Raw genomic sequence first — 22,828 nt, 5'->3', positions numbered from 1 at the left:
CATTCCCCTCTCCCTGTGGGAGAGGGTTAGGGTGAGGGAAATACCAGGGTATTTACGCTACACCGTCGCAGGATCGACTACCGGGCGCTCGTACTCCGGCCAGACCAGCACCACAAGTTCCGGATAAGCCTGTAAGCTAAACTCGCGAAAACACTGGCGCAGATTCAGCACATCGAGGTCGGAATGCGACACTTTTTCACCGTTCAGGCAGCGCTTTTTGATATTGTCATAATATTTATAGACCGCCGAGTTGAGATCGCTGCAGCGGCGCTGAGCCTCAAAAAGTCCCGGTGTATCGTTTATTTCTGTCATCTTCATGCGCTTTATTGTGGCGTGCAGAAAATCGATATATTCATGATTCACCCGCCAATACCACACTGGCGTTATCGCATTCATCAGCATCGAGAAATGGTCTTCACCCTCCTCTTTGGTCATAGGAATGGGTTGGGATGACTCGCCAGTTTGCTGTAAGTCTTTCGTTTTATTGAACTCTCGCATCAATAAAAGAACACCGGCGGTAAGCACCAGTAATGTAATGACAGAATAAAAAATGCTGTTCATGGGTTGGCTCCATTTTTTTTGATTTTAAATTTGCCTCATGTTATTGTCAACGAATCTCACGTCCTATTCGATCCTACCCTGTTGAAATTAAAGGATATTAAAATGCTGCCCGACAATCTTGTGCCGGTCAGGTACCACATCGCCTCTGTGGTCCCTAAATCGGCGGAAGCAGAAAGCAATGCTAATTTCACTCAGGGAAAAAGAAAGCTATCCGATTTCGAAGCTGACATATTAATTGGTGTTACCCGTACGGGTAAATCACGTAATATGCTGCTGGAAGAGCACGACCGCCATATAAAAGACCGGCTATTCCGCGTGGTAAAGATTGAAGCCTTTGCCCACCTGCTTAACGACCTGCAGGCTGAAGGTGAAATAGATGCCCAGACATTAAGTCAAATAATGGCTGAAAAAACGGAAGAAATAAATGAAGCGGGTAACGAAATTTGGCTTAATCTAATTACGCGAGAAAAAAACAATCCCATTTTTTATAAACTAGAGGATGATTAACGTGAAAGAAGTTGAAGACAATAACGTTTATTTGACTTTAGATAACCATAAAAGCGATGAGTTTATCTTAAAGCAGAATCTCGATGCATTGATAAAACATAAAAATGACGAGATGACCCGCATTGCGCAAGACATGGTATCGATCCCAGCCGCGCTAGTGCGTCTGAAATGGGAAAATCGCCGTGAGATATATTCTCTGCAGGTGAAAGAAGAAATATACGGTTCGATGATTAATGCGCTCATGGAACTTAAGCCAGAGCTTAAAGAAAAAATCATGGGACGGCTGGAAAGCAACTATCAGCATATGCTGACCAGAGAGTCCGCCACACTGCGTCTTACTCGTAAGTTGGCTGACGGCGGATATCACACCTCCAATGTCACCGCTGTTGCTCTGGACGAAGAAGCGCTTGCCGCGAAGACCGACGCGTCTTCAGACCCTAAATAACGGCCCATCCCCGTCAGATTCGCCTGAATCAGCCCACCCCTTCCGTAAGCTCCCCTAGACTTAATGCCTTAAGTCACCGTTAAGGAGCGCTCTTATGTCAAACCATCAGACGAAAATCCAGAATCCCATCACCCAATACCACACCGGCGAATATGCGAAGCAAAAGCAGCCTGCGCCCGGCGTACAGTCGAAGATGACGCCTGTGCCTGATTGTGGCGAAAAGAGCTATAAAGGCAGCGGCAGGCTCCAGGACCGCAAGGCTCTGGTGACGGGCGGAGATTCCGGAATCGGACGCGCCGCAGCCATTGCTTACGCGCGTGAAGGCGCTGATGTCGCGATCAACTACCTCCCAGCGGAAGAAGAAGATGCCCAGCAGGTGAAACAGCTTATCGAAGAGGCGGGTCGTACAGCCCTGCTGATCCCCGGCGATTTGAGCGATGAGTCCTTTGCCCGCTCGCTTGTGCATAAAGCACATGAAGCCTTAGGCGGGCTGGATACGCTGGCGCTGGTCGCAGGGAAGCAGGTCGCCGTCGAGAAGATTGCCGATCTGACCACCGAGCAGTTCAAACAAACCTATGCGGTGAACGTACTGGCGCTTTTCTGGATCACCCAGGAGGCGATTCCGCTCCTGCCTGCCGGTTCCAGCATTGTGACCACCTCGTCGATTCAGGCCTATCAGCCGAGCGCACATCTGCTCGATTATGCCTCTACTAAGGCGGCGATATTGAACTACAGCCGGGGTCTGGCGAAACAGGTGGCGGAGAAAGGTATTCGCGTCAACGTCGTCGCCCCAGGTCCAATCTGGACCGCGTTGCAAATTTCTGGCGGACAGACGCAGGAGAAAATCCCGCAGTTTGGTCAGAAGACACCGATGAAGCGTGCGGGGCAGCCTGCTGAGCTGGCTGGGGTGTATGTCTATCTGGCAAGTCAGGAATCGAGTTACGTGACGGCGGAAGTGCACGGCGTGTGCGGCGGGGAGCATTTGGGATAAACGTCTGTGCGGGCTGTTGCCCTCACCCCAACCCTCTCCCACGGGAGAGGGAGAACACAAACAAAAACGGTAACCCTTGGGTTACCGTTTTGCATTTTATTTGGCTGCCGTTTTCTCTTCGCCTACCAAACCAATCTTGAGATAACCCGCCTGGTGAAGCCGGTCCATTACTCTCATCATAGTTTCGTAGTCGACGGTTTTATCCGCGCGGAAGAAGACGGTGGTGTCTTTCTTGCCCTCAGTCAGCGCATCGAGTGCCGGAACAACGGATTCATCGGTAACCGGGTCGTTGCCCAGGAACATCGATTTATCGGCTTTTACCGACAGGTAAATCGGTTTTTCCGGTCGCGGCTGCGGCTGGCTGGAAGACGCCGGCAGATTCACCTTCACGTCCACCGTCGCCAGAGGCGCGGCCACCATGAAGATAATCAGCAGAACCAGCATGACGTCGATAAACGGCGTCACGTTGATTTCATGCATTTCGCCGTTATCGTCCAGATTTTCATTAAGACGCATTGCCATAACGTATCAACCTACACGCAGTTTCGAAGCAGAATGGACCGGCTTAACGGAGCTGGCACTGAGGTCGAGATCGCGGCTTTGCAGCAGCAGAACCTGCGCAGCAACATCACCGAGCGTGGCTTTGAAGCTGCCAATCATACGCGCGAAGACGTTATAGATAACCACCGCCGGGATGGCAGCAATCAGGCCGATAGCCGTTGCCAGCAGCGCTTCTGCGATACCCGGCGCCACAACCGCAAGGTTAGTGGTTTGCGTTTGAGCAATCCCGATGAAGCTGTTCATAATGCCCCATACGGTACCAAACAGACCGACAAACGGCGAAATTGCACCGATAGTCGCCAGATAACCATTCCCACGGCCCATGTGTCGACCGACGGCAGCCACGCGACGCTCCAGGCGGAAACCTGTACGCTCTTTAATGCCTTCGTTATCTTCACTGCCAGCGGAGAGTTCCAGCTCGTTCTGAGCTTCGTAAACTAATTGGGTGGTCAGGCTTTTCGCTGCGAACGCTGACGTCATGTCAGACGCCTGATCCAGAGAGCGAGCTTCAGCCAGTTGCTGCTGCTCGCGCTTGAGACGACGCTTTTGGGAAATCAGCTCGACGCTCTTGCTGAAGAAAATTGCCCAGGTGATCACGGACGCCAGAATCAGGCCGATCATCACAATCTTAACCACGATGTCAGCATGTTGATACATGCCCCAAACGGAGAGATCCGTCTGCATCAAATTATTACCCACTCTGTATCTCCAGGACGCAAATCACAAATTCTGAGCATAATAATATCAAAACCACGTCGAATTGATAGTAGTTCTCATTAGTATTTGCATAGTGCCGTAAATTTCGCTCATTTTCCTTGCGCTTACGCAGTAAAAATTTCTTATGCGTATTTTTGATAAAATTTTCTGCTTATTCGCTTAGCATCCGGGTGCAGATTTTCATAGTCGTGGTAGTCTGGACGTCCAGACGGATAAAAGAGGTTTAGCGAACATGACAGAGAAGCATCTTGATACCACGCTTGTCCAGGCCGGACGCAGTAAAAAGTACACTCAGGGTTCGGTCAATAGCGTGATTCAGCGCGCCTCCTCGCTGGTCTTCGATACCGTTGAGGCCAAAAAGCACGCCACCCGTAACCGGGCGAAAGGCGAGCTGTTTTACGGTCGTCGCGGCACGCTGACCCATTTCTCATTGCAGGAAGCGATGTGCGAGCTGGAAGGCGGTGTCGGTTGTGCGCTATTCCCGTGCGGCGCAGCGGCGGTAGCCAATACTATTCTGGCGTTTGTTGAACAGGGCGACCATATCCTGATGACCAACACCGCCTACGAGCCGAGCCAGGATTTCTGCACCAAAATTCTGACCCGTCTGGGCGTCACCACCGGCTGGTTCGATCCGCTGATCGGCGAAGGGATCGCAGAACTTATTCAGCCAAATACGCGCATCGTGTTCCTGGAATCTCCCGGCTCTATCACAATGGAAGTGCATGACGTTCCGGCCATTGTTCGCGCGGTACGCCGCATCGCGCCTGACGCCATCATCATGATCGACAATACCTGGGCGGCGGGCGTGCTGTTTAAAGCCCTCGATTTTGACATCGACATCTCTATTCAGGCGGCGACCAAATATCTGATTGGGCACTCCGACGGCATGATTGGCACGGCGGTGTCTAACGCCCGCTGCTGGGATCAGCTGCGCGAAAATGCTTACCTGATGGGGCAGATGGTCGATGCCGATACTGCCTACATGACCAGCCGTGGTATTCGCACGTTGGGCGTTCGCTTGCGTCAGCATCATGAAAGCAGCCTGAAAGTGGCCGAATGGCTGGCACAACATCCGCAGGTGGAACGCGTCAATCATCCGGCGCTACCGGGCAGCAAAGGCCACGAGTTCTGGAAACGTGACTTTACGGGCAGCAGCGGTTTGTTCTCGTTTGTGCTTAAAAAACGCCTGAACAACGACGAGCTGGCAGCCTACCTGGATAACTTCTCGCTCTTTAGCATGGCCTACTCGTGGGGCGGCTTTGAATCTCTGATTCTGCCTAATCAGCCTGAGCAGTTGGCTGAGCTACGTCCCGGCGGCGAAATCGACTTTACCGGCACCCTGATCCGACTGCATATCGGTTTAGAAAATGTTGATGATCTGCTCGCGGATTTGTCGGCAGGTTTTGAACGTATCGTGTAGAGTGCAGGCTGTAAACGTACTCCCGGACGGTTTTACAGACACAGGCCGCATAAAAGTCTGCGTTTGTTGCGTACGCGATCAACCCAAGCCGGGTAAATCAGGAGTACAATAGCCGCATATCCGTTGTTCCACAGGAAAGTCCATGGCTGTCATTCAAGATATTATCGCTGCGCTCTGGCAACACGATTTTGCAGCGCTGGCGGACCCGCATGTTGTGGGTGTTGTTTATTTCGTTATGTTCGCCACATTATTTCTGGAAAACGGCCTGCTGCCAGCATCGTTCCTTCCCGGCGACAGCCTGCTGTTATTAGCCGGTGCGTTAATCGGTAAAGGCGTTATGGACTTCGCCCCGACGGTCGTGATTTTAACCTCCGCCGCCAGTCTGGGCTGCTGGCTGAGCTATTTGCAGGGCCGCTGGCTCGGGAATACCCGCGTGGTGAAAGGCTGGCTGGCGCAACTGCCGGTCAAATATCACGAAAGAGCGACCTGCATGTTTGACCGTCATGGCCTGCTGGCGCTGCTGGCTGGGCGTTTTCTGGCCTTCGTTCGCACTCTGCTGCCAACAATGGCCGGGATTTCTGGTCTGTCGAACCGCCGCTTTCAATTCTTTAACTGGCTGAGCGGCCTGCTGTGGGTCGGCGTGGTCACGTCACTGGGTTATGCGCTGAGCATGATCCCGTTCGTTAAACACCACGAAGATCAGGTCATGACTTTCCTGATGATCCTGCCGATTTTCCTGCTGGTTGCGGGCCTCGTGGGAACGTTGTTTGTGGTTATTAAGAAGAAATGCTGTAGCGCCTAATTTCTTCCATCCTCTCCCCAATGGGGAGAGGATAATTTAAATCCCCTGCATCATTCTGATTCGCGCCGCATCTTCCCCCGGCGTCACGCCAAAATAGCGTTTAAATTCACGACTGAACTGCGACGCACTTTCGTACCCCACGCGCATCGCCGCCGCGCTGGCCTTCATGCCGTCGTGAATCATCAGCATCCGCGCTTTGTGCAGGCGATAGCTTTTCAGATATTGCAGCGGCGAGGTGCTGGTGACGGATTTAAAGTTATGGTGAAACGCCGAGACGCTCATATTAGCTTCTGACGCCAGCTCATCGACACTCAGGTTTTCCGTGTACTGACTTTCAATGCGCTTCAATACACGGCTGATCAGGCTGAAATGGGTCTGACGGCTCACCAGCGCCAGCAGCGCCCCGCCGCCCGGTCCCATCAGCACGTGATACAGAATCTCACGGATAATCTGCTTACCCAGAATACGCGCATCGAGCGGGCGTTCCATCACATCCAGCAGGCGCTCAATGGCGCAAAGAATTTCATCCGAGAGCGTCGCGGAGTTGATTCCGCTTGCCGCCATCGCCGGCTGGAACAGTTCGTCTTCGCCAATATCCATCAGCAGCTCCTGCAGCTGAAGAATATCCACGTTGACGCGAATACCGGCCAGCGGAACCGCCTCTGTCGCGAAAGTTTCACATTCAAAGGGTAAAGGTACTGTCAGGAGCAAATATTCATTGGTGTCATAGCGGAACACGCGTTCGTTGATATAGCCAATTTTATGGCCCGAAAAGAGAAATACGATGCCAGGCTGATACATCACAGGCGTGCGCGTACCGGGCTGCGTGCCGTACAACAGGCGGATATCCGGCAGCAGCTCATTGAGATTATTTTCTTTATCTTTCAGTCTATTAATTTGGCCTGTTAGCTGAAGGCAAATCTCATCGCGGTTCATTTAGGTTCGTTCCCGATACGGTTTCCAGTGATGCCAGTTTGCGCATCTTTTTCCCTTTTCTCCAGCCCTCTGTAGAAATGGGCAAGACAACGGCAGGAATGTGCATTGAGAGGCGTGCGTCCGATGGCCACAATGGGCACCATCAGGCAGCCATCGACGCCGCCACGTTTTTCACCCACATAAAGGGCACGAGCAATGAACAATTTTAATCTGCATACCCCAACCCGCATTCTGTTTGGTAAAAATGCCATCGCCGACCTGCGCGATCAGATCCCTGACGGTGCACGTGTACTGATCACCTACGGCGGCGGCAGCGTGAAGAAAACCGGCGTACTGGACCAGGTTTATAGCGCCCTGGAAGGCATGGACGTGCGTGAGTTTGGCGGCATCGAGCCAAATCCGTCTTACGAAACGCTGATGAACGCGGTCAAAATCGCCCGCGATGAGAAGATTACGTTCCTGCTGGCAGTCGGCGGGGGTTCGGTTCTCGACGGCACGAAATTTATCGCCGCAGCTGCGCATTACGCCGACGGCGTGGATCCGTGGGAAATCCTGCAAACCGGCGGAAGCAACATCACCAGCGCAATCCCGATGGGTTCTGTTTTGACCCTTCCAGCGACCGGTTCTGAGTCCAACAAAGGTGCGGTCATCTCGCGTAAAACCACCGGCGACAAGCAGGCTTTCATGAACGAACACGTTCAGCCCGTGTTTGCCATTCTGGACCCGGTTTACACTTACACCCTGCCACCGCGCCAGGTCGCTAACGGCGTGGTGGATGCCTTCGTTCACACCGTTGAGCAGTACGTAACCTATCCGGTTAACGGCAAAATTCAGGACCGCTTCGCAGAAGGTATTCTGCTGACGCTGGTGGAAGACGGCCCGAAAGCGCTGCAAGAGCCAGAAAACTACGACGTGCGTGCGAACGTGATGTGGGCAGCGACGCAGGCGCTGAACGGTCTGATTGGCGCAGGCGTGCCGCAGGACTGGGCCACCCATATGCTGGGCCACGAACTGACGGCGATGCACGGTCTGGATCACGCTCAAACGTTGGCCGTCGTTCTGCCTGCCCTGTGGAATGAAAAACGCGATACCAAGCGTGAAAAACTGCTGCAATACGGCGAGCGCGTCTGGAATATCACTACCGGTTCTGACGACGAGCGTATCGATGCCGCTATCGCAGCGACGCGTAACTTCTTCGAACAGCTGGGCGTGCCAACTCGCCTCTCCGGTTACGGCCTGGACGGCAGTTCAATCCCTGCTCTGCTGGCAAAACTGGAAGAGCACGGTATGACGCAAATTGGTGAGCGCAACGACATTACGCTGGACGTCAGCCGTCGCATTTACGAAGCGGCCCGCTAAGCGTTTTTGTCATCCCGCCTTTCGTTTTTTGACATTTCGTCCAGACTTAATGCACATCACATCACCGGGGACACCCCCGGTGATGAGCAAATGGAGGAGGAACAATGGCAAACCAAACCCTAATCAAGCTTCAGGACGGCAACGTCATGCCCCAGCTGGGGCTCGGCGTCTGGAAAGCCGGCAATGACGAGGTCGTTTCCGCCATTCACAAAGCACTGGAAGTCGGCTATCGGTCTATCGATACCGCCGCCGCATACAAAAATGAAGACGGCGTGGGCAAAGCCTTGTCCAGCGCTGACATCCCACGCGATGAGTTATTCATCACCACCAAACTGTGGAACGACGACCAAAAACGCCCGCGCGAAGCCCTGCTGGAAAGTCTGGAAAAACTCCAGCTCGATTTCGTTGATCTCTATCTGATGCACTGGCCGGTTCCGGCCATCGATCATTACGTCGAGGCGTGGAAAGGGCTAATCGACCTGCAACAAGAGGGGTTGGTGAAGAGCATCGGGGTCTGTAATTTCCAGATCCATCATCTGCAGCGTTTGATTGATGAAACCGGCGTTGCGCCAGTGATCAACCAGATTGAGTTGCACCCACTCATGCAGCAGCGTCAACTGCACGCCTGGAACGCCACGCACAAAATTCAGACCGAATCCTGGAGCCCGCTGGCTCAGGGCGGTGAAGGCGTGTTCGATCAGAAAATCATTCGGGATCTTGCCGAGAAGTACGGCAAAACTGTCGCGCAGATCGTCATTCGCTGGCATCTGGACAGCGGCCTGGTAGTAATCCCGAAATCGGTCACTCCGTCGCGCATTGCCGAGAACTTCGACGTCTGGGATTTCCGTCTGGATAAAGAGGAATTGAGCGAAATAGCGAAGCTGGACCAGGGCAAGCGTTTAGGGCCTGACCCGGATCAGTTTGGCGGGTAGTGTCGTAAAAAAAGCCGGGTGGCGGCTTGGCCTTACCCGGCCTACGGTTCGGTGCGGCATTTCTGCCGGATGGTGGCTGCGCCTTATCCGGCCTACGGTTTTGTAGGCCCGGTAAGCGCAGCACCACCGGGCAACACAGGCTTAGCGGCCTGCCACTTTCCCACGTTTTTTGTTCGACGCAGGCGTCTGACGCTGATGTGCTACCGGCGTATGCTTGGTCAGTGCCGGGCGCGTATTGCGGTTCTGACGACGCGCTTCGCGCATCTCATCCAGCGTTGGCGCAGGCACCAGACATTCGCGGCGCGAGCCAATCAAGTGCTTTTTACCCATATCTTCCAGCGCCTGACGGATCAGCGGCCAGTTCGCCGGATCGTGATAGCGCAACAGAGCCTTATGCAGACGACGCTGTTTGTCGCCTTTCGGCACCACCACATCTTCACTCTTATAACCAATCTTACTCAGCGGGTTTTTGCCGGTGTAATACATGGTCGTCGAGTTGGCGAGCGGCGACGGATAGAAGTTCTGCACCTGATCAAGACGGAAGCGGCGCTGCTTCAGCCACAGAGCCAGATTCACCATGTCCTCATCGCGCGTACCAGGGTGTGCGGAGATGAAGTACGGGATCAGATACTGCTCTTTCCCCGCCTGTTTGGAATAGGTATCAAACAGCTCTTTGAATCGGTCGTAGCTACCCATGCCCGGCTTCATCATCTTCGACAGCGGCCCTTCTTCCGTGTGCTCAGGGGCAATCTTCAGATAACCGCCGACGTGGTGGGTCGCCAGCTCTTTAATGTAGCGCGGATCTTCCACGGCGATGTCGTAACGCACGCCAGAGGCGATCAGGATTTTCTTGATACCCTTCAGGTCACGCGCGCGACGGTACAGATTGATCGTCGGCTCGTGGTTGGTGTCCATGTGCTGACAGATATCAGGATAGACGCACGACAGACGACGGCAGGTTTGCTCCGCACGCGGGGATTTGCAGCGCAGCATATACATGTTAGCCGTTGGGCCACCGAGATCGGAGATAACGCCGGTAAAGCCTGGGACTGAGTCGCGAATGGCTTCGATCTCGTTAACGATCGAATCTTCCGAGCGGCTCTGGATAATGCGCCCTTCGTGCTCGGTGATCGAACAGAACGAACACCCACCGAAGCAGCCGCGCATGATGTTGATCGAGAAGCGGATCATCTCGTACGCCGGAATGCGGCTGTTACCATACGCCGGGTGAGGAATACGCTTGTACGGCAGGGCAAAGACGCTGTCCATCTCTTCGGTCGAAAGCGGGATCGCCGGCGGGTTCACCCAGATATAGCGCTCGCCGTGCTTTTGCATCAGCGCGCGGGCGCAGCCTGGGTTGGTTTCATGGTGCAGAATGCGTGACGCGTGGGCGTACAGCACTTTGTCCGCTTTCACTTTCTCGAAGGAAGGCAGCAGCACGTAGGTTTTTTCCCAGGGTTTTGGACGCGGGGGCTGCACGACAACGGCTTTGGCTTCGGCTTTTTTCGGCTCGACCGGTTTGTTATCAGCACACGGCAGATCTTCGCCATACGGATGCGGGATCGGGTCGATTTTACCCGGCATATCGATGATGCGGGAATCCACCCCGCTCCAGCCCGGCAGCGCTTCTTTCACCATGATCGCGGTGTTACGCACGTCGCGGATGTTCCCGACCGGTTCGCCCTGCGCCAGACGGTGCGCCACTTCGACCAGCGGGCGTTCGCCGTTACCGAAGATCAGCATGTCGGCTTTGGAATCCACCAGCACCGAACGGCGCACGGTATCAGACCAGTAATCGTAATGCGCGGTACGGCGCAGGCTCGCTTCGATTCCCCCCAGGATGACCGGCACGTCTTTCCATGCTTCTTTACAACGCTGGGTGTAGACCAAAGTGGCGCGATCCGGACGCTTGCCGGCGACGTTATCGGCGGTGTAAGCATCGTCGTGACGCAGTTTGCGATCGGCGGTATAGCGGTTGATCATCGAGTCCATATTCCCGGCGGTGACGCCGAAAAACAGGTTCGGTTTGCCGAGGCTCATGAACGCCTCTTTGCTGTTCCAGTCTGGCTGAGAAATGATCCCAACTCGGAAGCCCTGCGCCTCCAGCATACGGCCACAGATGGCCATGCCGAAGCTCGGGTGATCGACGTACGCATCGCCCGTCACCAGAATAATGTCGCAGCTGTCCCAGCCCAGTTGGTCCATCTCTTCGCGGGACATCGGCAGGAATGGCGCCGGTCCAAAGCAGGCCGCCCAGTACTGGGGCCAGGAGAAGAGGTCTCGATCCGGCTGGATCAGGGATATTGCGCTCATAATGCTTCCGAAGAAAAAATAAACAAAGGGCGGGGATTATACGCTGGATTTATACGTTAAATGAAGGGGTATTATGCGGACGGGTTTTGCTGTTGCCCGGTGGCGCTGCGCTTACCGGGCCTACGTTCGTGGACGCTGGATGAACGTTCGGTGGTTTTGTAGGCCGGGTAAGGCGAAGCCGCCACCCGGCGTATTGATGCAGGTTATACCAGCGGATTCACCAGCAGCTGCCCCACCGAACCGCGATCCGCCATCTCCAGCGTCTGGCTATGGAACAGGAACGGGAAGTGCGGCCACGAAGGCTGTCCGTAATAGACCAGCAGTTCCACCTGCCCATCGACCCAGACCGTGTCTTTCCAGCCCCGGTCTTCCGGGAACGGCATCGCGCCGTTCACGTTGCGAATCAGGAAACTCACCCCTTCGATGTGGAACGCCTGCGGCATTTCCGCGCGAACGGTCCAGCGTTCCCAGGTACCCTGCTGGGCGGTGATATCAATGCGATTCACGTCCCACAGCGCGCCATTGATGCCCGGATCGTCGCCGAGGCTGATATCGCGGCTGCGTACCGGCGTCCCGCTCATGATCTCTTCCGGCAGCAAGCGCATCGGCAGGCTGTCCGTCACCAGCGGCAACAGGCCCGTTGGACGCAGCGTAAGCACCAGCGTAGAAACCAGAATGCTTGATGGCTCGAAGAAGCCACGAATACGGTCAACGATACTTGCCGCTTCGCCGCAGGTCACTGACACTTCATCCCCGTTGGTCATATCCACGAGAATTTCGCGCCGTTCGCCCGGTGCCAGCGCCAGTTGTTTAACGGATACCGGCGCAGGCAAAAAGCCCTGATCGCCAGAAATCACGTGCAACGGGCGGCCATCGCTCATTTGCAGCTGATAGCGCCTGGAGTTGGACGCATTCAACAAACGCAGACGCACCCAGCCGCGAGACACTTCGACGTACGGACTTTGCGCGCCATTGACCATCAGAGAATCGCCTACAAAGCCGCCGCTGCCCGGCTCGTTATACTCAGGCGTTCCGAAGTTATCGAGGCGTTTGTCCTGAATAATGACAGGGAAATCATCAACGCCGTAATGGTTTGGGATCGGCAGCGATTTACTCACCTCATCTTCCACCAGCCACATACCCGCGAGGCCGTTATAGACCTGCTGCGCGGTGCGGTTTGGCGTATTGGCGTGATACCACAGGGTGGCAGCGCTTTGGCGAATCGGCAGAACCGGCGCCCAGTCGGCGCTCGGCGTCATCATGCGCGCCGCGCCGCCCATCAGCGGGCCAGGAACCTGCAATCCACTGACGGTCATGGCGACATTTTCAGTCAAGCGGTTACTGTAAATCAGCTTAACGTCATCCCCGCTCCAGACGCGGATGGTTGGCCCAAGATAGCGGCCATTGACGCCCCAAACCGACGCGCGTGTACCCTGAGTAAAGGACCAGTGTGAGCGTTGCATGGTCAGGAAAAGCGGTTGCCCGCGGCGGGATTCCAGTAACGGCGGAATGGGCAGCGGCTGCTGCTGCCCGGCGGCGTTGGCTGTCAGCGGAACCGCGCCAGCACAAAGGGCGATTCCCGAAGCCTGAATAAACTGACGCCGACTGAGTGACATATTTGCTCCATGTAAAACGACGATAAAACCTGGGAATTCATTTCCCTGTAACTCCGGCTTAAATTTTACCGGAGGCTTCTCTCTCTGCGACTTCTTTGTCGAGCATTTCGATTTGACGCGCCATCAGCTCACGGCAATGGGCAGCCAGTTCACGAACCTGGTCTTTACCGTATTTGCTGGTATCTACTGGCGGCAGCATTTCGACAATCACCAGCCCGTTTTTCAGACGGTTAAGGTTAATTTTATTCGAAGTATTGGAAACACACACAGGAATAATCGGAACACCTGCTGCAATTGCGGCGTGAAACGCGCCAGTTTTAAACGGCAGCAGGCCACGACCACGGCTGCGCGTCCCTTCCGGGAACATCCAGATAGAGATTTTGCGTTTCTTAAAATGATTTACTACTTCAGCGATGGTGCTATGGGCTTTAGCGCGATTATTACGATCGATAAGCAAGTTACCGGTGAGCCAGTACAGCAGACCGAAGAACGGAACCCACAGCAGGCTTTTTTTACCGACCGTCACCGTTGGCGGCAGCACGATATTCGCAGCGGTGACCATATCGTAATTATTCTGATGATTGGCGATATAGATGGCGTTGCCAAAGTTCTCTGCACCTTCAGGCAAACGCCTTTCGACCTTCAGGCCATACAGCGGTGCCAGTCGGCCAAACATGCGGCCAAAAGTGGAAACATGCTTCGGATTACGCGGGCTGAACAGGCAGTAAATGCAGCCGAATACGCAGACCAGAATGCAGTAAATAACGGTAAGAATTGAACGAACAATGAATAGCATAGCGACCTCAGAAGCCCTAACAGCTGACAATTATATACTCCAATGTCAGTCAGGTAAGGACTTTATATAAAGACGGAAAATATTTTGCGAGAACCCCCTCCTGAATGGAGGGGGAGAGGCGACATTACTCTTCGCTGTCGCCCGATTTCGCACGCAGTGGAGAGTCAATTTCCACGCGATCAATACGCTGCAGACCGCGCATCAGCGAGCCGCGACGACCGCGTTCGCCAACCACTTTCTGCAACTCTTCCGGACGCAGTTTGATCTTACGTTTGCCGACGTGAATGGTCAGCGTGCTTTGCGGCGGCAGAATGAAGAGATGCGCCAGCCCGTCTTCGCCTTTAGCGGCTTCTGCTGACGGGATATTGATGATCTTGTTGCCTTTGCCTTTCGACAGCTGCGGCAGATCGCTGACCGGGAACATCAGCATCCTTCCGGCGTGGGTAATCGCCAGCAGCATATCGCTTTCGTTCTCAATCACCAGCGGCGCCATCACGTGCGCGTTATCCGGCAGGCTGATCATCGCTTTACCCGCGCGGTTGCGGGCAATCAGATCGTTGAAGGTACAGATGAAACCGTACCCTGCATCCGAGGCCATCAGCAGTTTCTGCTCTTCGCCTTCCATCAGCATATGATCAACCGTCGCCCCCGGTGGCAGCGTCAGCTTACCGGTGATCGGCTCGCCCTGCCCACGCGCCGATGGCAGCGTAATCGGGTCAATCGCATAGCTGCGTCCGGTGGAGTCAATGAACACCACCGGCTGATTGCTCTTGCCTTTCACCGCTGATTTGAAGCTATCACCGGCTTTGTAACTGAGGCCCGGCGCGTCAATATCGTGGCCTTTGGCGCTACGCACCCAGCCGCTTTGCGACAGCACGATGGTCACCGGCTCTGATGGCAGCATGTCGTGCTCGTTCATCGCCTTGGCTTCTTCACGCTCGTGCAGCGGCGAGCGACGGTCATCGCCAAACGCTTCGGCATCGGCCTGCAGCTCTTTCTTCAGCAGATTGCTCATCTTGCGTTCAGACGCCAGAATCGCCTGCAGCTGATCGCGCTCTTTCGCCAGCTCGTTCTGCTCGCCGCGAATCTTCACCTCTTCCAGTTTGGCAAGGTGGCGCAATTTCAGTTCAAGGATCGCTTCGGCCTGGGTTTCGCTGATGCCAAAACGCGACATCAGGGCTGGCTTCGGCTCGTCCTCAGCGCGAATAATCTCGATCACTTCATCGATATTGAGGAACGCCACCAGCAAACCTTCGAGGATATGCAGGCGCTTAAGGACTTTTTCCAGACGATAGTTCAGACGGCGACGCACCGTATCACGACGGAACGCCAGCCACTCGGTCAGGATCTCCAGCAGGTTTTTCACCGACGGGCGACCATCCAGACCAATCATGTTCAGGTTAATGCGGTAGCTTTTTTCCAGATCGGTGGTGATGAACAGGTGGCTCATCACCTGGTCCATATCCACGCGGTTAGAACGTGGCACGATCACCAGACGCGTCGGGTTTTCGTGGTCTGATTCGTCGCGCAGGTCGTCAACCATCGGCAGCTTTTTATTGCGCATCTGGGCGGCGATCTGCTCCAGCACTTTGGCACCGGACACCTGGTGTGGCAGCGCGGTGATCACCACGGCGCCGTCTTCTTTGGTCCACACTGCGCGCATACGCACGGAGCCGCGACCGTTCTGGTAGATTTTGCGGATTTCGGCGCGGGAGGTGATGATCTCCGCTTCGGTCGGATAGTCCGGCCCCTGCACGATATCCAGCAGTTCATCCAGCGTGGTTTTCGGCTGTTCAATCAGGGTGATAGCGGCTTTTGCGACTTCGCGCAGGTTGTGCGGAGGAATATCCGTCGCCATGCCCACGGCAATACCTGTGGTGCCGTTCAGCAAAATATTCGGCAGACGGGCAGGCAGCATTTTCGGCTCCTGCATGGTGCCGTCGAAGTTTGGCACCCAGTCCACCGTGCCCTGGCCGAGTTCGCCGAGCAGCAGTTCTGCATATTTAGATAAGCGGGATTCGGTATAACGCATCGCCGCAAAGGATTTCGGATCGTCCGGCGCACCCCAGTTTCCCTGGCCATCGACCAGCGGATAACGGTAGGAGAACGGCTGTGCCATCAATACCATTGCTTCGTAGCAGGCGCTGTCGCCGTGCGGATGGTATTTACCGAGCACGTCACCGACGGTACGGGCGGATTTTTTGAATTTAGCGCTGGCGCTCAGCCCCAGCTCAGACATCGCGTAAACGATGCGACGCTGAACGGGTTTCAGGCCATCACCGATAAACGGCAGTGCCCTGTCCATGATGACGTACATGGAATAGTTCAGATAGGCGTTTTCAGTGAATTCATGTAGCGCGAGGCGCTCTGCCATATCGCTCATTAAATGTCATTCCTCAACTCAGAAACCTGTGGGTTTCAGGCAATATTGCCGCAGATACTACCCTATCTGACGAGTTGAGTCACAAAGAAAAAGGGCCGTAGAATCGGCCCTTTTCGACATTATTTGTCCAGTTTGAAGACCTGTTTCACGTCGATTTCAAACTCGTTCCACTCTTTATCGACCTTACCCTGAATCTCGACCTTATCCTGCGGGGTGATGGTCTGTCCGTTCCAGCGTTTGTGGTCAATTTCCACATTCACCGTACCGGTGGTATCGCGGAACAGGTAGCGGTCGTCAGACAGGCGCTCGATGATGTTCCCGCGCAGTTTGACCCAGCTATCGTCCTTCTGATCTTTCACTTTTGCCGCCGTGGTGAGGTTGGCGTCGTTATCCACAAAACCGCCCTGCTGCGTTTGGGTTTGCGCCGGGGTGGCGGACGGACCGCTGAATCCCCCCTGTGCTGCAAATACCGGGGCTGTGGTCATCATCATGATTGCCGTAATGGCTGCGAATTTTTTCATCGTTTTCTCTCCCTTTAATGTGGTGTTGAACTCCATTAAACAGGGTAAACCTTAACGACTTCTTAAGGGGAAAATATAAATTTTAATGCTGTACAGCATGATGTCACAGAGGGTTTACTGCATTTATCTCGCAGCATCAAGGAGGGAACATGCGCATTTTACTGGTAGAAGACGACAGGATGATTGGCGACGGCATCAAAGCGGGCCTCAGCAAAATGGGCTTTAGCGTTGACTGGTTCACTGACGGCGGTACCGGGAAAGCCGCGCTCTATACCGCCCCTTTCGATGCAGTAGTGCTCGACCTCACGTTGCCGGGGATGGATGGTCTGGAAATTTTGCGCGAATGGCGCGAAAACGGACGCAGCGAACCGGTGCTGATCCTCACCGCGCGCGATGCCCTCGATCAACGCGTCGAAGGTTTGCGTCTCGGTGCGGATGACTATCTGTGCAAACCTTTTGCTCTGGTCGAAGTGGCAGCACGGCTTGAAGCGTTGGTCCGTCGCACGCACGGCATGGCCCGCAGCGAGTTACGCCACGGCAATGTGACGCTGGACCCGGTCAGCCTGGTCGCCACATTGAATGGCGAAACGCTGCCTCTCAAGCCAAAAGAGTTCGCCCTGCTGGAGCTGCTAATGCGTAACGCGGGCCGCGTTTTGCCGCGCAAACTGATCGAAGAAAAACTCTACACCTGGGACGACGACGTCTCCAGCAACGCCGTCGAAGTCCACGTCCACCATTTACGCCGCAAGCTCGGCAGCCATTTTATCCGCACCGTGCACGGCATCGGTTATACCCTGGGTGATGCATGAAACTGACTCAACGCCTTAGCCTGAAGCTGCGTCTGACGCTGCTTTTCCTCGTGCTGTCCGTCGGCGCCTGGCTGGCGGCAAGCCTCGTCGCCTGGCAGCAAACGACCCACAAGCTCGATAAGTTGTTCGACACTCAGCAGATGCTGTTTGCCAAACGGCTGATGACGATGGATCTCAACGAGCTCAACGCACCGGTGCGAATGGCCGACGTGCCCAAAAAAGCCAAACACGGGCATCTGGATGACGATGCGCTGGCTTTTGCCATCTACTCCGCCGACGGGAAAATGCTGCTCAACGACGGCGAAAATGGCCGTGATATTCCGTATCACTATCGCCGCGATGGTTTTGATAACGGCCGCATAAAAGACGATAACGACGAGTGGCGCTTTCTGTGGCTGAGTGCGCCGAATGGCAAATACCGGATTGTGGTCGGCCAGGAGTGGGAATACCGCCAGGAGATGGCGCTGGATATTGTGACCTCTCAGCTCACTCCGTGGCTGGTCGCTCTTCCGCTGATGCTGCTGTTGCTGATCGTGTTACTCGCCCGCGAACTGCGCCCGCTGAAAAACCTCGCGCTGGCGTTACGACAGCGTTCGCCTGACGCGACTGACCGGCTTGGAACTGAAGGACTACCGACGGAAGTGCGCCCATTGCTCGACGCCCTGAACCATCTTTTCGAACGCACTCAGGAGATGATGACGCGCGAGCGACGCTTTACCTCGGATGCCGCCCATGAGCTGCGCAGTCCACTGGCGGCCCTGAAAGTGCAGACCGACGTGGCGCAGCTGTCGATGGACGATCCACAGGCTCAGGAAAAAGCGCTCAAACAATTACACGCTGGCATCGATCGCGCCTCGCGGCTGGTGGATCAGCTCCTGACGTTGTCGCGGCTCGATTCGCTGGAAAATCTCGATGATATTGAGCCTATTAATCTCGCCGATCTGCTGCAATCGGCGGTGATGGATATTTACCACCCGGCGCAGCAGGCGGGCATCGAACTGCGCCTGAACATCAACGCGCCGCAGGTTGTGCGTTCCGGTCAGCCGCTTTTACTGAGCCTGCTGGTGCGCAACCTGCTGGATAATGCCGTGCGCTACAGCCCGCACGGCAGCCAGGTGGATGTCACCCTGGATGCGCAGAGTTTTACCGTACGCGACAACGGACCGGGAATTTCTGCCGCTGATTTGGCGCGGATCGGCGAGCGTTTTTATCGTCCGCCGGGCCAGGAACAGACCGGTAGCGGACTGGGGTTGTCGATCGTCAAACGCATCGCAACGCTACACAGAATGCGGTTAACGCTTGCGAATGCGCACGAAGGCGGGTTTGAAGCGAAGGTGAGTTGGTAGTTCGATTATTGCCCTATGAGCAAAAGACTTTGCACATTTTGCTCATTTTTCCGCACCGTTATTACGGGTAACATGACGGCCAAACTCGCCAGTCTGAGGACAAATAATGAGCAACATTCTGATTATCAACGGTGCGAAAAAATTCGCCCACTCCAATGGTCAACTGAATGACACCCTGACCGAGGTCGCGGATGGTTTCCTGCGCGACGCCGGGCATGATGTTAAGGTTGTGCGTGCCGATAGCGATTACGACATTCAGGCTGAAGTGCAGAACTTCCTGTGGGCCGACGTGATTGTCTGGCAGATGCCAGGCTGGTGGATGGGCGCACCGTGGACCGTCAAAAAGTACATGGATGATGTCTTCACCGAAGGTCACGGTTCACTGTACGCCAGCGATGGCCGCACCCGTTCCGACGCCTCCAAAAAGTACGGTTCCGGCGGTCTGCTGCACGGCAAAAAATACATGCTGTCACTGACCTGGAACGCCCCGCTGGATGCCTTCACCGATGAAGATCAGTTCTTCCACGGCGTGGGTGTAGACGGTGCTTATCTGCCGTTCCACAAAGCCAACCAGTTCCTGGCGCTGGAGCCATTGCCGACCTTCATCGTCAACGACGTGATTAAAATGCCGGACGTGCCGCGCTATATCGCAGAATATCGCAAGCATCTGGCTGAGATTTTTGCTTAACTGGTAATTCAAAATTAGACCCAAATAATTCGAGTTGCAGCAAGGCGGCAAGCGAGCGAGTCCCGATGAGCTTACATAAGTGAGTGATTCGGGTGAGTGAACGCAGCCAACGCAGCTGCGGCTTGAAGTATGCCGGGTATAGAAGGAGTTAACCATGCTTACTGTCATTGCTGAAATCCGTACGCGTCCAGGCCAACATCACCGTCAGGCGGTGCTGGATGAATTTGCGAAGATTATCCCGACCGTGCTGAAAGAAGAAGGCTGCCACGGCTATGCGCCGATGGTCGACACCGCCGCTGGCGTGAGCTTCCAGACCACCGCACCCGATTCGATCATCATGGTTGAACTGTGGGAAACCGTGGCACACCTGGAAGCGCATCTGCAAACCCCGCACATGAAAGCGTGGAGTGAAGCGGTGAAAGGGAACGTTCTGGAAACGCATATCCGTATTCTGGAGCAAGGGGTTTAAGTTTCGTGGACTTTGCCGGGTGGCACTGCGTTTACCCGGCCTACAAAACCCAACCCTGACCCGTAGGCCCGGTAAGCGCAGCGCCACCGGGCAACATAGACCGCACATGTGTAGGCCCGGTAAGCGAAGCGCCACCGGGCTTTTTATTACCAGTACAACTTCCAGCTCTGCGTAAACCGTACCAGCGCCTCAACGTAGAAATAATCCCCCCAGCTGGCACACTCATCCACCCCTTTATTGCTCGCCAGATGGTAAACCGAGTGCTTCAGCAGCCCGTTGCCCTTCTCCTCTTTGCCCATCAGATAGTGGCGGGTCAACGACGACATCATCCCTTTCGCCCACTCCAGATAACGCTCGCGATCCGGATCGGTCACCGGCAGGTGCTTCACCAGTTCCAGCAAACCGCACACTGCAATCGCCGCTGACGACGAATCGCGCAGCGCATCGGTGCCCACCAGCGCCAAATCCCAGTGGCAGACATAATCCTCCGGCAGACGGTTGAGGAAGTAGTTCGCCAGCCGTTTCGACAGGGCAATCATCGTCTCGTCACCGGTGTAGATGTAGCTCAGCAGAAAACCGTAAATCCCCCACGCCTGGCCGCGCGACCAGCATGAGTCGTCCGCATAACCCTGCTGCGTATTGCCGTAGCGCGGCGCGCCGGTTTTCACGTCCATGTAGTAAGTATGGAACGTCGAGGCATCCTCACGAATTAGATAGGTCGCCGCCTGCATCACGTGCGCTTTAGCCGCCTCAGCAAAGCGCGGATCGCCAGTCTGCTCCGTTGCCCAGTAGAGCAGCGGCAGGTTCATGTTGCAGTCGATGATCATCCGCCCGGCCTGTTCCGGGTCAGAAAGATCGCCCCACGCCTGAATGATTTTCGCCTTCTCATGGAAGCGTTCCAGTAAGGCTTCGGCGGCCAGCAGCGAGAAACCGCGCGCTTCACGGTTGCCGGTCAGACGCCAGGCCGCCACGCACGACAGGGTATACAGAAAGCCCAAATCGTGAGTATTGGTGTCGTTGCGCCCGGCGATGCGCAGGCCAAACGAGCGCACATTTTTCTCGGCAAGCTGGCGGAATTTTTCGTCGCCGCTCATCTCCCACGCCAGCCACAGCTGTCCGGTCCAGAAGCTGGTAGTCCACTCGACGTTTTCCGTCAGCGGGTAGAACCCATCCTCACAGGTTTCCGCCGGGAATTTTTCACCGAACTCCGTTAAATGACGGCTAATCAGTTCGAGGACATGATCCCGCGCCGAGCTTAATTCATCCCTGAACGCACGCGCATCAACGGGTACAGGAATATCGGACAGGCGTTCCTCTGCGATACGATTTAACATATTTCGGTTCCTTCTTTGACATCAAAAATTAGCGTGATGGATGTTGTTCTGCGACGTTTATTGCCTGATTACCGCGCCATTTGCTTTGACAGGCAGATAAGGTAAAGGCAGAAATAATCGTAAAGGTCAGCGCTGTGACGCCCATGATGATATAGGTCTGTTCGAAGCCAATGCGGTCATACATATATCCAGCTGGTGAAGAGACCACCACGTTCCCGACATACAGCATCGCCTGATAGCCTAATAAATACATGGTGGCGTTCACGCGTTTATCGAAATGTTCGGCGATATATTTAAAGACCGACACCAGCAGGAGGCAGATTTCCAGACCGTATAGTGGTTTGAGAATCGAAATTAACAGATGCGAATCGCACATCCCGGAAATAATCAGGCGTGCGCCGACCACTAATCCGACAATTAATAACCCGCGTTTGGCACCAATAAAGTTAACGAATAGCGGAATAACCATATACATCAGGAATTCCATCCCCGACTGCACGGTGCCCAGATAGCCAAATACCGCGTTGCCTTGATGTACATCGTCGAAGAAGGTCACGAAGTAGCGCGAGAATTGTTGTTCGGCGATAAACATCATCCACGCCACGCCCGCCACATACAGACAGAAGGCCCAAAATTTGCGGTTACGCAGCAGCGCGTAAACGTCTGATGGCGCAATTTTCTCTTTGGTCAGCACCTCACCCGCATGGACGGAGTTAGTGTTCACTTTCAGGTTCAGCAAGACGATCAGCATGATAACCGACGCCACGCTGCCCATAATGAAGTTGTACGCCGGAGAGAGGTTAAACAGCAGGCCGGAGAACGACGACGCCACCGCCCAACCGAGCGATCCCCACATGCGGATCTGGCCGAACTCCATACCGTTAAGGCGGCTAAAGCGGTCGGAATAGGATTCGCACGCCGCCACGCCCGCATACCAGGCGAAGCTTAAATAGAGCGCACCAATAATAATCCCAAGCATCGTGTTAGACATGAGTAACGGCTGATAGACATAAATAAAGAACGGAGCCATCAATGCCGACATCGCGACGACAAAATAGAGCAGATATTTGCTCATGCCGATTTTATCGAGAATATAACCATAAATCGGTTTCAGGATAACGGAGAACACGCCGTTCACCGCAAATACGGTACCAATCACCGAACCGCTGAGATTCGCTTTTTGGCCGAGCCAGATAGCCAGCAGGCCAATACTGGCCGACCAGGTAAAGAAATAGAGAAAAATAAAGGTACTGATTTTGTAATATTCGGTTTTATTCGTTGAGCTGATTTTCATAGAATCCTCGCCAACTTGTAGGGTCCAG

The 22,828-nt window shown here is 54.7% G+C and carries 22 protein-coding genes; 11 read left to right on the top strand and 11 right to left on the bottom strand.

What is annotated here, in order from left to right; all coding sequences use genetic code 11:
* Window positions 1-57: 57 nt before the first annotated feature.
* On the bottom strand, window positions 58-561 hold the full coding sequence (locus C3708_RS04190; protein WP_095283366.1) for an ESA_00282 family adhesion-associated protein: 504 nt from the start codon (window positions 559-561) through the stop codon (window positions 58-60).
* Between the two features lie 102 nt (window positions 562-663).
* Here C3708_RS04190 and C3708_RS04185 point away from each other — a divergent pair, with 102 nt between their 5' ends.
* The 3 genes from C3708_RS04185 to C3708_RS04175 all read left to right on the top strand — a co-directional run bounded on the left by C3708_RS04185 (window position 664) and on the right by C3708_RS04175 (window position 2,504).
* On the top strand, window positions 664-1,068 hold the full coding sequence (locus tag C3708_RS04185) for a hypothetical protein (RefSeq protein ID WP_095283367.1): 405 nt from the start codon (window positions 664-666) through the stop codon (window positions 1,066-1,068).
* Window positions 1,061-1,513 carry a cytoplasmic protein gene (locus C3708_RS04180; RefSeq protein WP_095283368.1) on the top strand — a complete coding sequence of 151 codons (453 nt, stop codon included), beginning with the start codon at window positions 1,061-1,063 and terminating at the stop codon, window positions 1,511-1,513. The genes C3708_RS04185 and C3708_RS04180 overlap by 8 nt, the downstream gene beginning before the upstream one ends.
* Before the next feature lie 94 nt (window positions 1,514-1,607).
* Window positions 1,608-2,504 carry an SDR family oxidoreductase gene (locus C3708_RS04175; RefSeq protein WP_103948885.1) on the top strand — a complete coding sequence of 299 codons (897 nt, stop codon included), beginning with the start codon at window positions 1,608-1,610 and terminating at the stop codon, window positions 2,502-2,504.
* 96 nt (window positions 2,505-2,600) lie between these two features.
* Here the strand turns inward: C3708_RS04175 and exbD are convergent, their stop codons facing one another.
* On the bottom strand, window positions 2,601-3,026 hold the full coding sequence (exbD, locus tag C3708_RS04170; RefSeq protein WP_103948124.1) for a TonB system transport protein ExbD: 426 nt from the start codon (window positions 3,024-3,026) through the stop codon (window positions 2,601-2,603).
* 6 nt (window positions 3,027-3,032) lie between these two features.
* Entirely contained in the window at window positions 3,033-3,764 is a 732-nt protein-coding gene (gene exbB / locus C3708_RS04165) for a tol-pal system-associated acyl-CoA thioesterase (RefSeq protein ID WP_095283371.1), read from the bottom strand.
* Window positions 3,765-4,014: 250 nt separating this feature from the next.
* Between exbB and metC the strand changes: the two genes are divergently transcribed.
* Together metC and yghB are read left to right on the top strand one after the other, a co-directional pair.
* The gene (metC, locus tag C3708_RS04155; protein ID WP_103948123.1) at window positions 4,015-5,202 is read left to right on the top strand and encodes a cystathionine beta-lyase; all 1,188 of its coding nucleotides are present in this window, start codon (window positions 4,015-4,017) and stop codon (window positions 5,200-5,202) included.
* A gap of 142 nt (window positions 5,203-5,344) precedes the next feature.
* The gene (yghB, locus tag C3708_RS04150) at window positions 5,345-6,004 is read left to right on the top strand and encodes a DedA family general envelope maintenance protein YghB (protein ID WP_095283373.1); all 660 of its coding nucleotides are present in this window, start codon (window positions 5,345-5,347) and stop codon (window positions 6,002-6,004) included.
* Between the two features lie 36 nt (window positions 6,005-6,040).
* Here the strand turns inward: yghB and C3708_RS04145 are convergent, their stop codons facing one another.
* Window positions 6,041-6,940 (bottom strand): AraC family transcriptional regulator, encoded by a 900-nt coding sequence (locus C3708_RS04145; protein WP_095283374.1) that lies wholly within the window; start codon window positions 6,938-6,940, stop codon window positions 6,041-6,043.
* Between the two features lie 195 nt (window positions 6,941-7,135).
* On the opposite strand from C3708_RS04145, the gene yqhD reads away from it, so the two are divergent.
* Window positions 7,136-8,299, top strand: coding sequence for an alcohol dehydrogenase (gene yqhD, locus C3708_RS04140; RefSeq protein ID WP_103948884.1), 1,164 nt, complete (start codon window positions 7,136-7,138; stop codon window positions 8,297-8,299).
* A gap of 104 nt (window positions 8,300-8,403) precedes the next feature.
* A complete protein-coding gene (gene dkgA, locus C3708_RS04135) occupies window positions 8,404-9,231 on the top strand; it encodes a 2,5-didehydrogluconate reductase DkgA (RefSeq protein WP_095283377.1) in 828 nt (275 codons plus the stop codon).
* Window positions 9,232-9,372: 141 nt separating this feature from the next.
* On the opposite strand, the gene C3708_RS04130 is transcribed toward dkgA, so the two are convergent.
* The 5 genes from C3708_RS04130 to C3708_RS04110 all read right to left on the bottom strand — a co-directional run bounded on the left by C3708_RS04130 (window position 9,373) and on the right by C3708_RS04110 (window position 16,860).
* On the bottom strand, window positions 9,373-11,544 hold the full coding sequence (locus C3708_RS04130) for a YgiQ family radical SAM protein (RefSeq protein WP_095283378.1): 2,172 nt from the start codon (window positions 11,542-11,544) through the stop codon (window positions 9,373-9,375).
* A gap of 203 nt (window positions 11,545-11,747) precedes the next feature.
* On the bottom strand, window positions 11,748-13,160 hold the full coding sequence (gene ftsP / locus C3708_RS04125; RefSeq protein WP_103948120.1) for a cell division protein FtsP: 1,413 nt from the start codon (window positions 13,158-13,160) through the stop codon (window positions 11,748-11,750).
* Between the two features lie 58 nt (window positions 13,161-13,218).
* Window positions 13,219-13,956 (bottom strand): 1-acylglycerol-3-phosphate O-acyltransferase, encoded by a 738-nt coding sequence (gene plsC / locus C3708_RS04120; protein ID WP_103948119.1) that lies wholly within the window; start codon window positions 13,954-13,956, stop codon window positions 13,219-13,221.
* Window positions 13,957-14,080: 124 nt separating this feature from the next.
* The gene (gene parC, locus C3708_RS04115) at window positions 14,081-16,339 is read right to left on the bottom strand and encodes a DNA topoisomerase IV subunit A (RefSeq protein ID WP_095283381.1); all 2,259 of its coding nucleotides are present in this window, start codon (window positions 16,337-16,339) and stop codon (window positions 14,081-14,083) included.
* Between the two features lie 119 nt (window positions 16,340-16,458).
* Window positions 16,459-16,860, bottom strand: a complete 402-nt coding sequence (locus C3708_RS04110; protein ID WP_095283382.1) for a YgiW/YdeI family stress tolerance OB fold protein — start codon at window positions 16,858-16,860, stop codon at window positions 16,459-16,461.
* A gap of 149 nt (window positions 16,861-17,009) precedes the next feature.
* Between C3708_RS04110 and qseB the strand changes: the two genes are divergently transcribed.
* From qseB to C3708_RS04090, 4 genes are all read left to right on the top strand, one after another.
* Complete coding sequence (gene qseB, locus C3708_RS04105) at window positions 17,010-17,669, top strand: quorum sensing response regulator transcription factor QseB (protein ID WP_095283383.1); 660 nt, start codon at window positions 17,010-17,012, stop codon at window positions 17,667-17,669.
* Window positions 17,666-19,015, top strand: a complete 1,350-nt coding sequence (gene qseC / locus C3708_RS04100) for a quorum sensing histidine kinase QseC (protein ID WP_103948118.1) — start codon at window positions 17,666-17,668, stop codon at window positions 19,013-19,015. Before qseB ends, qseC begins: the two co-directional genes overlap by 4 nt.
* Window positions 19,016-19,121: 106 nt before the next feature.
* Window positions 19,122-19,703 carry an NAD(P)H-dependent oxidoreductase gene (locus C3708_RS04095; protein WP_103948117.1) on the top strand — a complete coding sequence of 194 codons (582 nt, stop codon included), beginning with the start codon at window positions 19,122-19,124 and terminating at the stop codon, window positions 19,701-19,703.
* Between the two features lie 154 nt (window positions 19,704-19,857).
* The gene (locus tag C3708_RS04090) at window positions 19,858-20,172 is read left to right on the top strand and encodes a putative quinol monooxygenase (protein WP_103948116.1); all 315 of its coding nucleotides are present in this window, start codon (window positions 19,858-19,860) and stop codon (window positions 20,170-20,172) included.
* A gap of 146 nt (window positions 20,173-20,318) precedes the next feature.
* Here the strand turns inward: C3708_RS04090 and C3708_RS04085 are convergent, their stop codons facing one another.
* Together C3708_RS04085 and C3708_RS04080 are read right to left on the bottom strand one after the other, a co-directional pair.
* Window positions 20,319-21,506 (bottom strand): glycoside hydrolase family 88 protein, encoded by a 1,188-nt coding sequence (locus tag C3708_RS04085; protein ID WP_103948883.1) that lies wholly within the window; start codon window positions 21,504-21,506, stop codon window positions 20,319-20,321.
* A gap of 28 nt (window positions 21,507-21,534) precedes the next feature.
* Window positions 21,535-22,800, bottom strand: coding sequence for an oligosaccharide MFS transporter (locus C3708_RS04080; RefSeq protein ID WP_103948114.1), 1,266 nt, complete (start codon window positions 22,798-22,800; stop codon window positions 21,535-21,537).
* Between the last annotated feature and the right edge of the window lie 28 nt (window positions 22,801-22,828).

Origin of the sequence: Lelliottia sp. 7254-16 (genome assembly GCF_002922995.1) — a bacterium.
Lineage (GTDB): Bacteria > Pseudomonadota > Gammaproteobacteria > Enterobacterales > Enterobacteriaceae > Enterobacter > Enterobacter jeotgali.
Note: the sequence above shows the minus strand (reverse complement) of the source record. Positions and strands in the feature narration are given on the sequence as shown.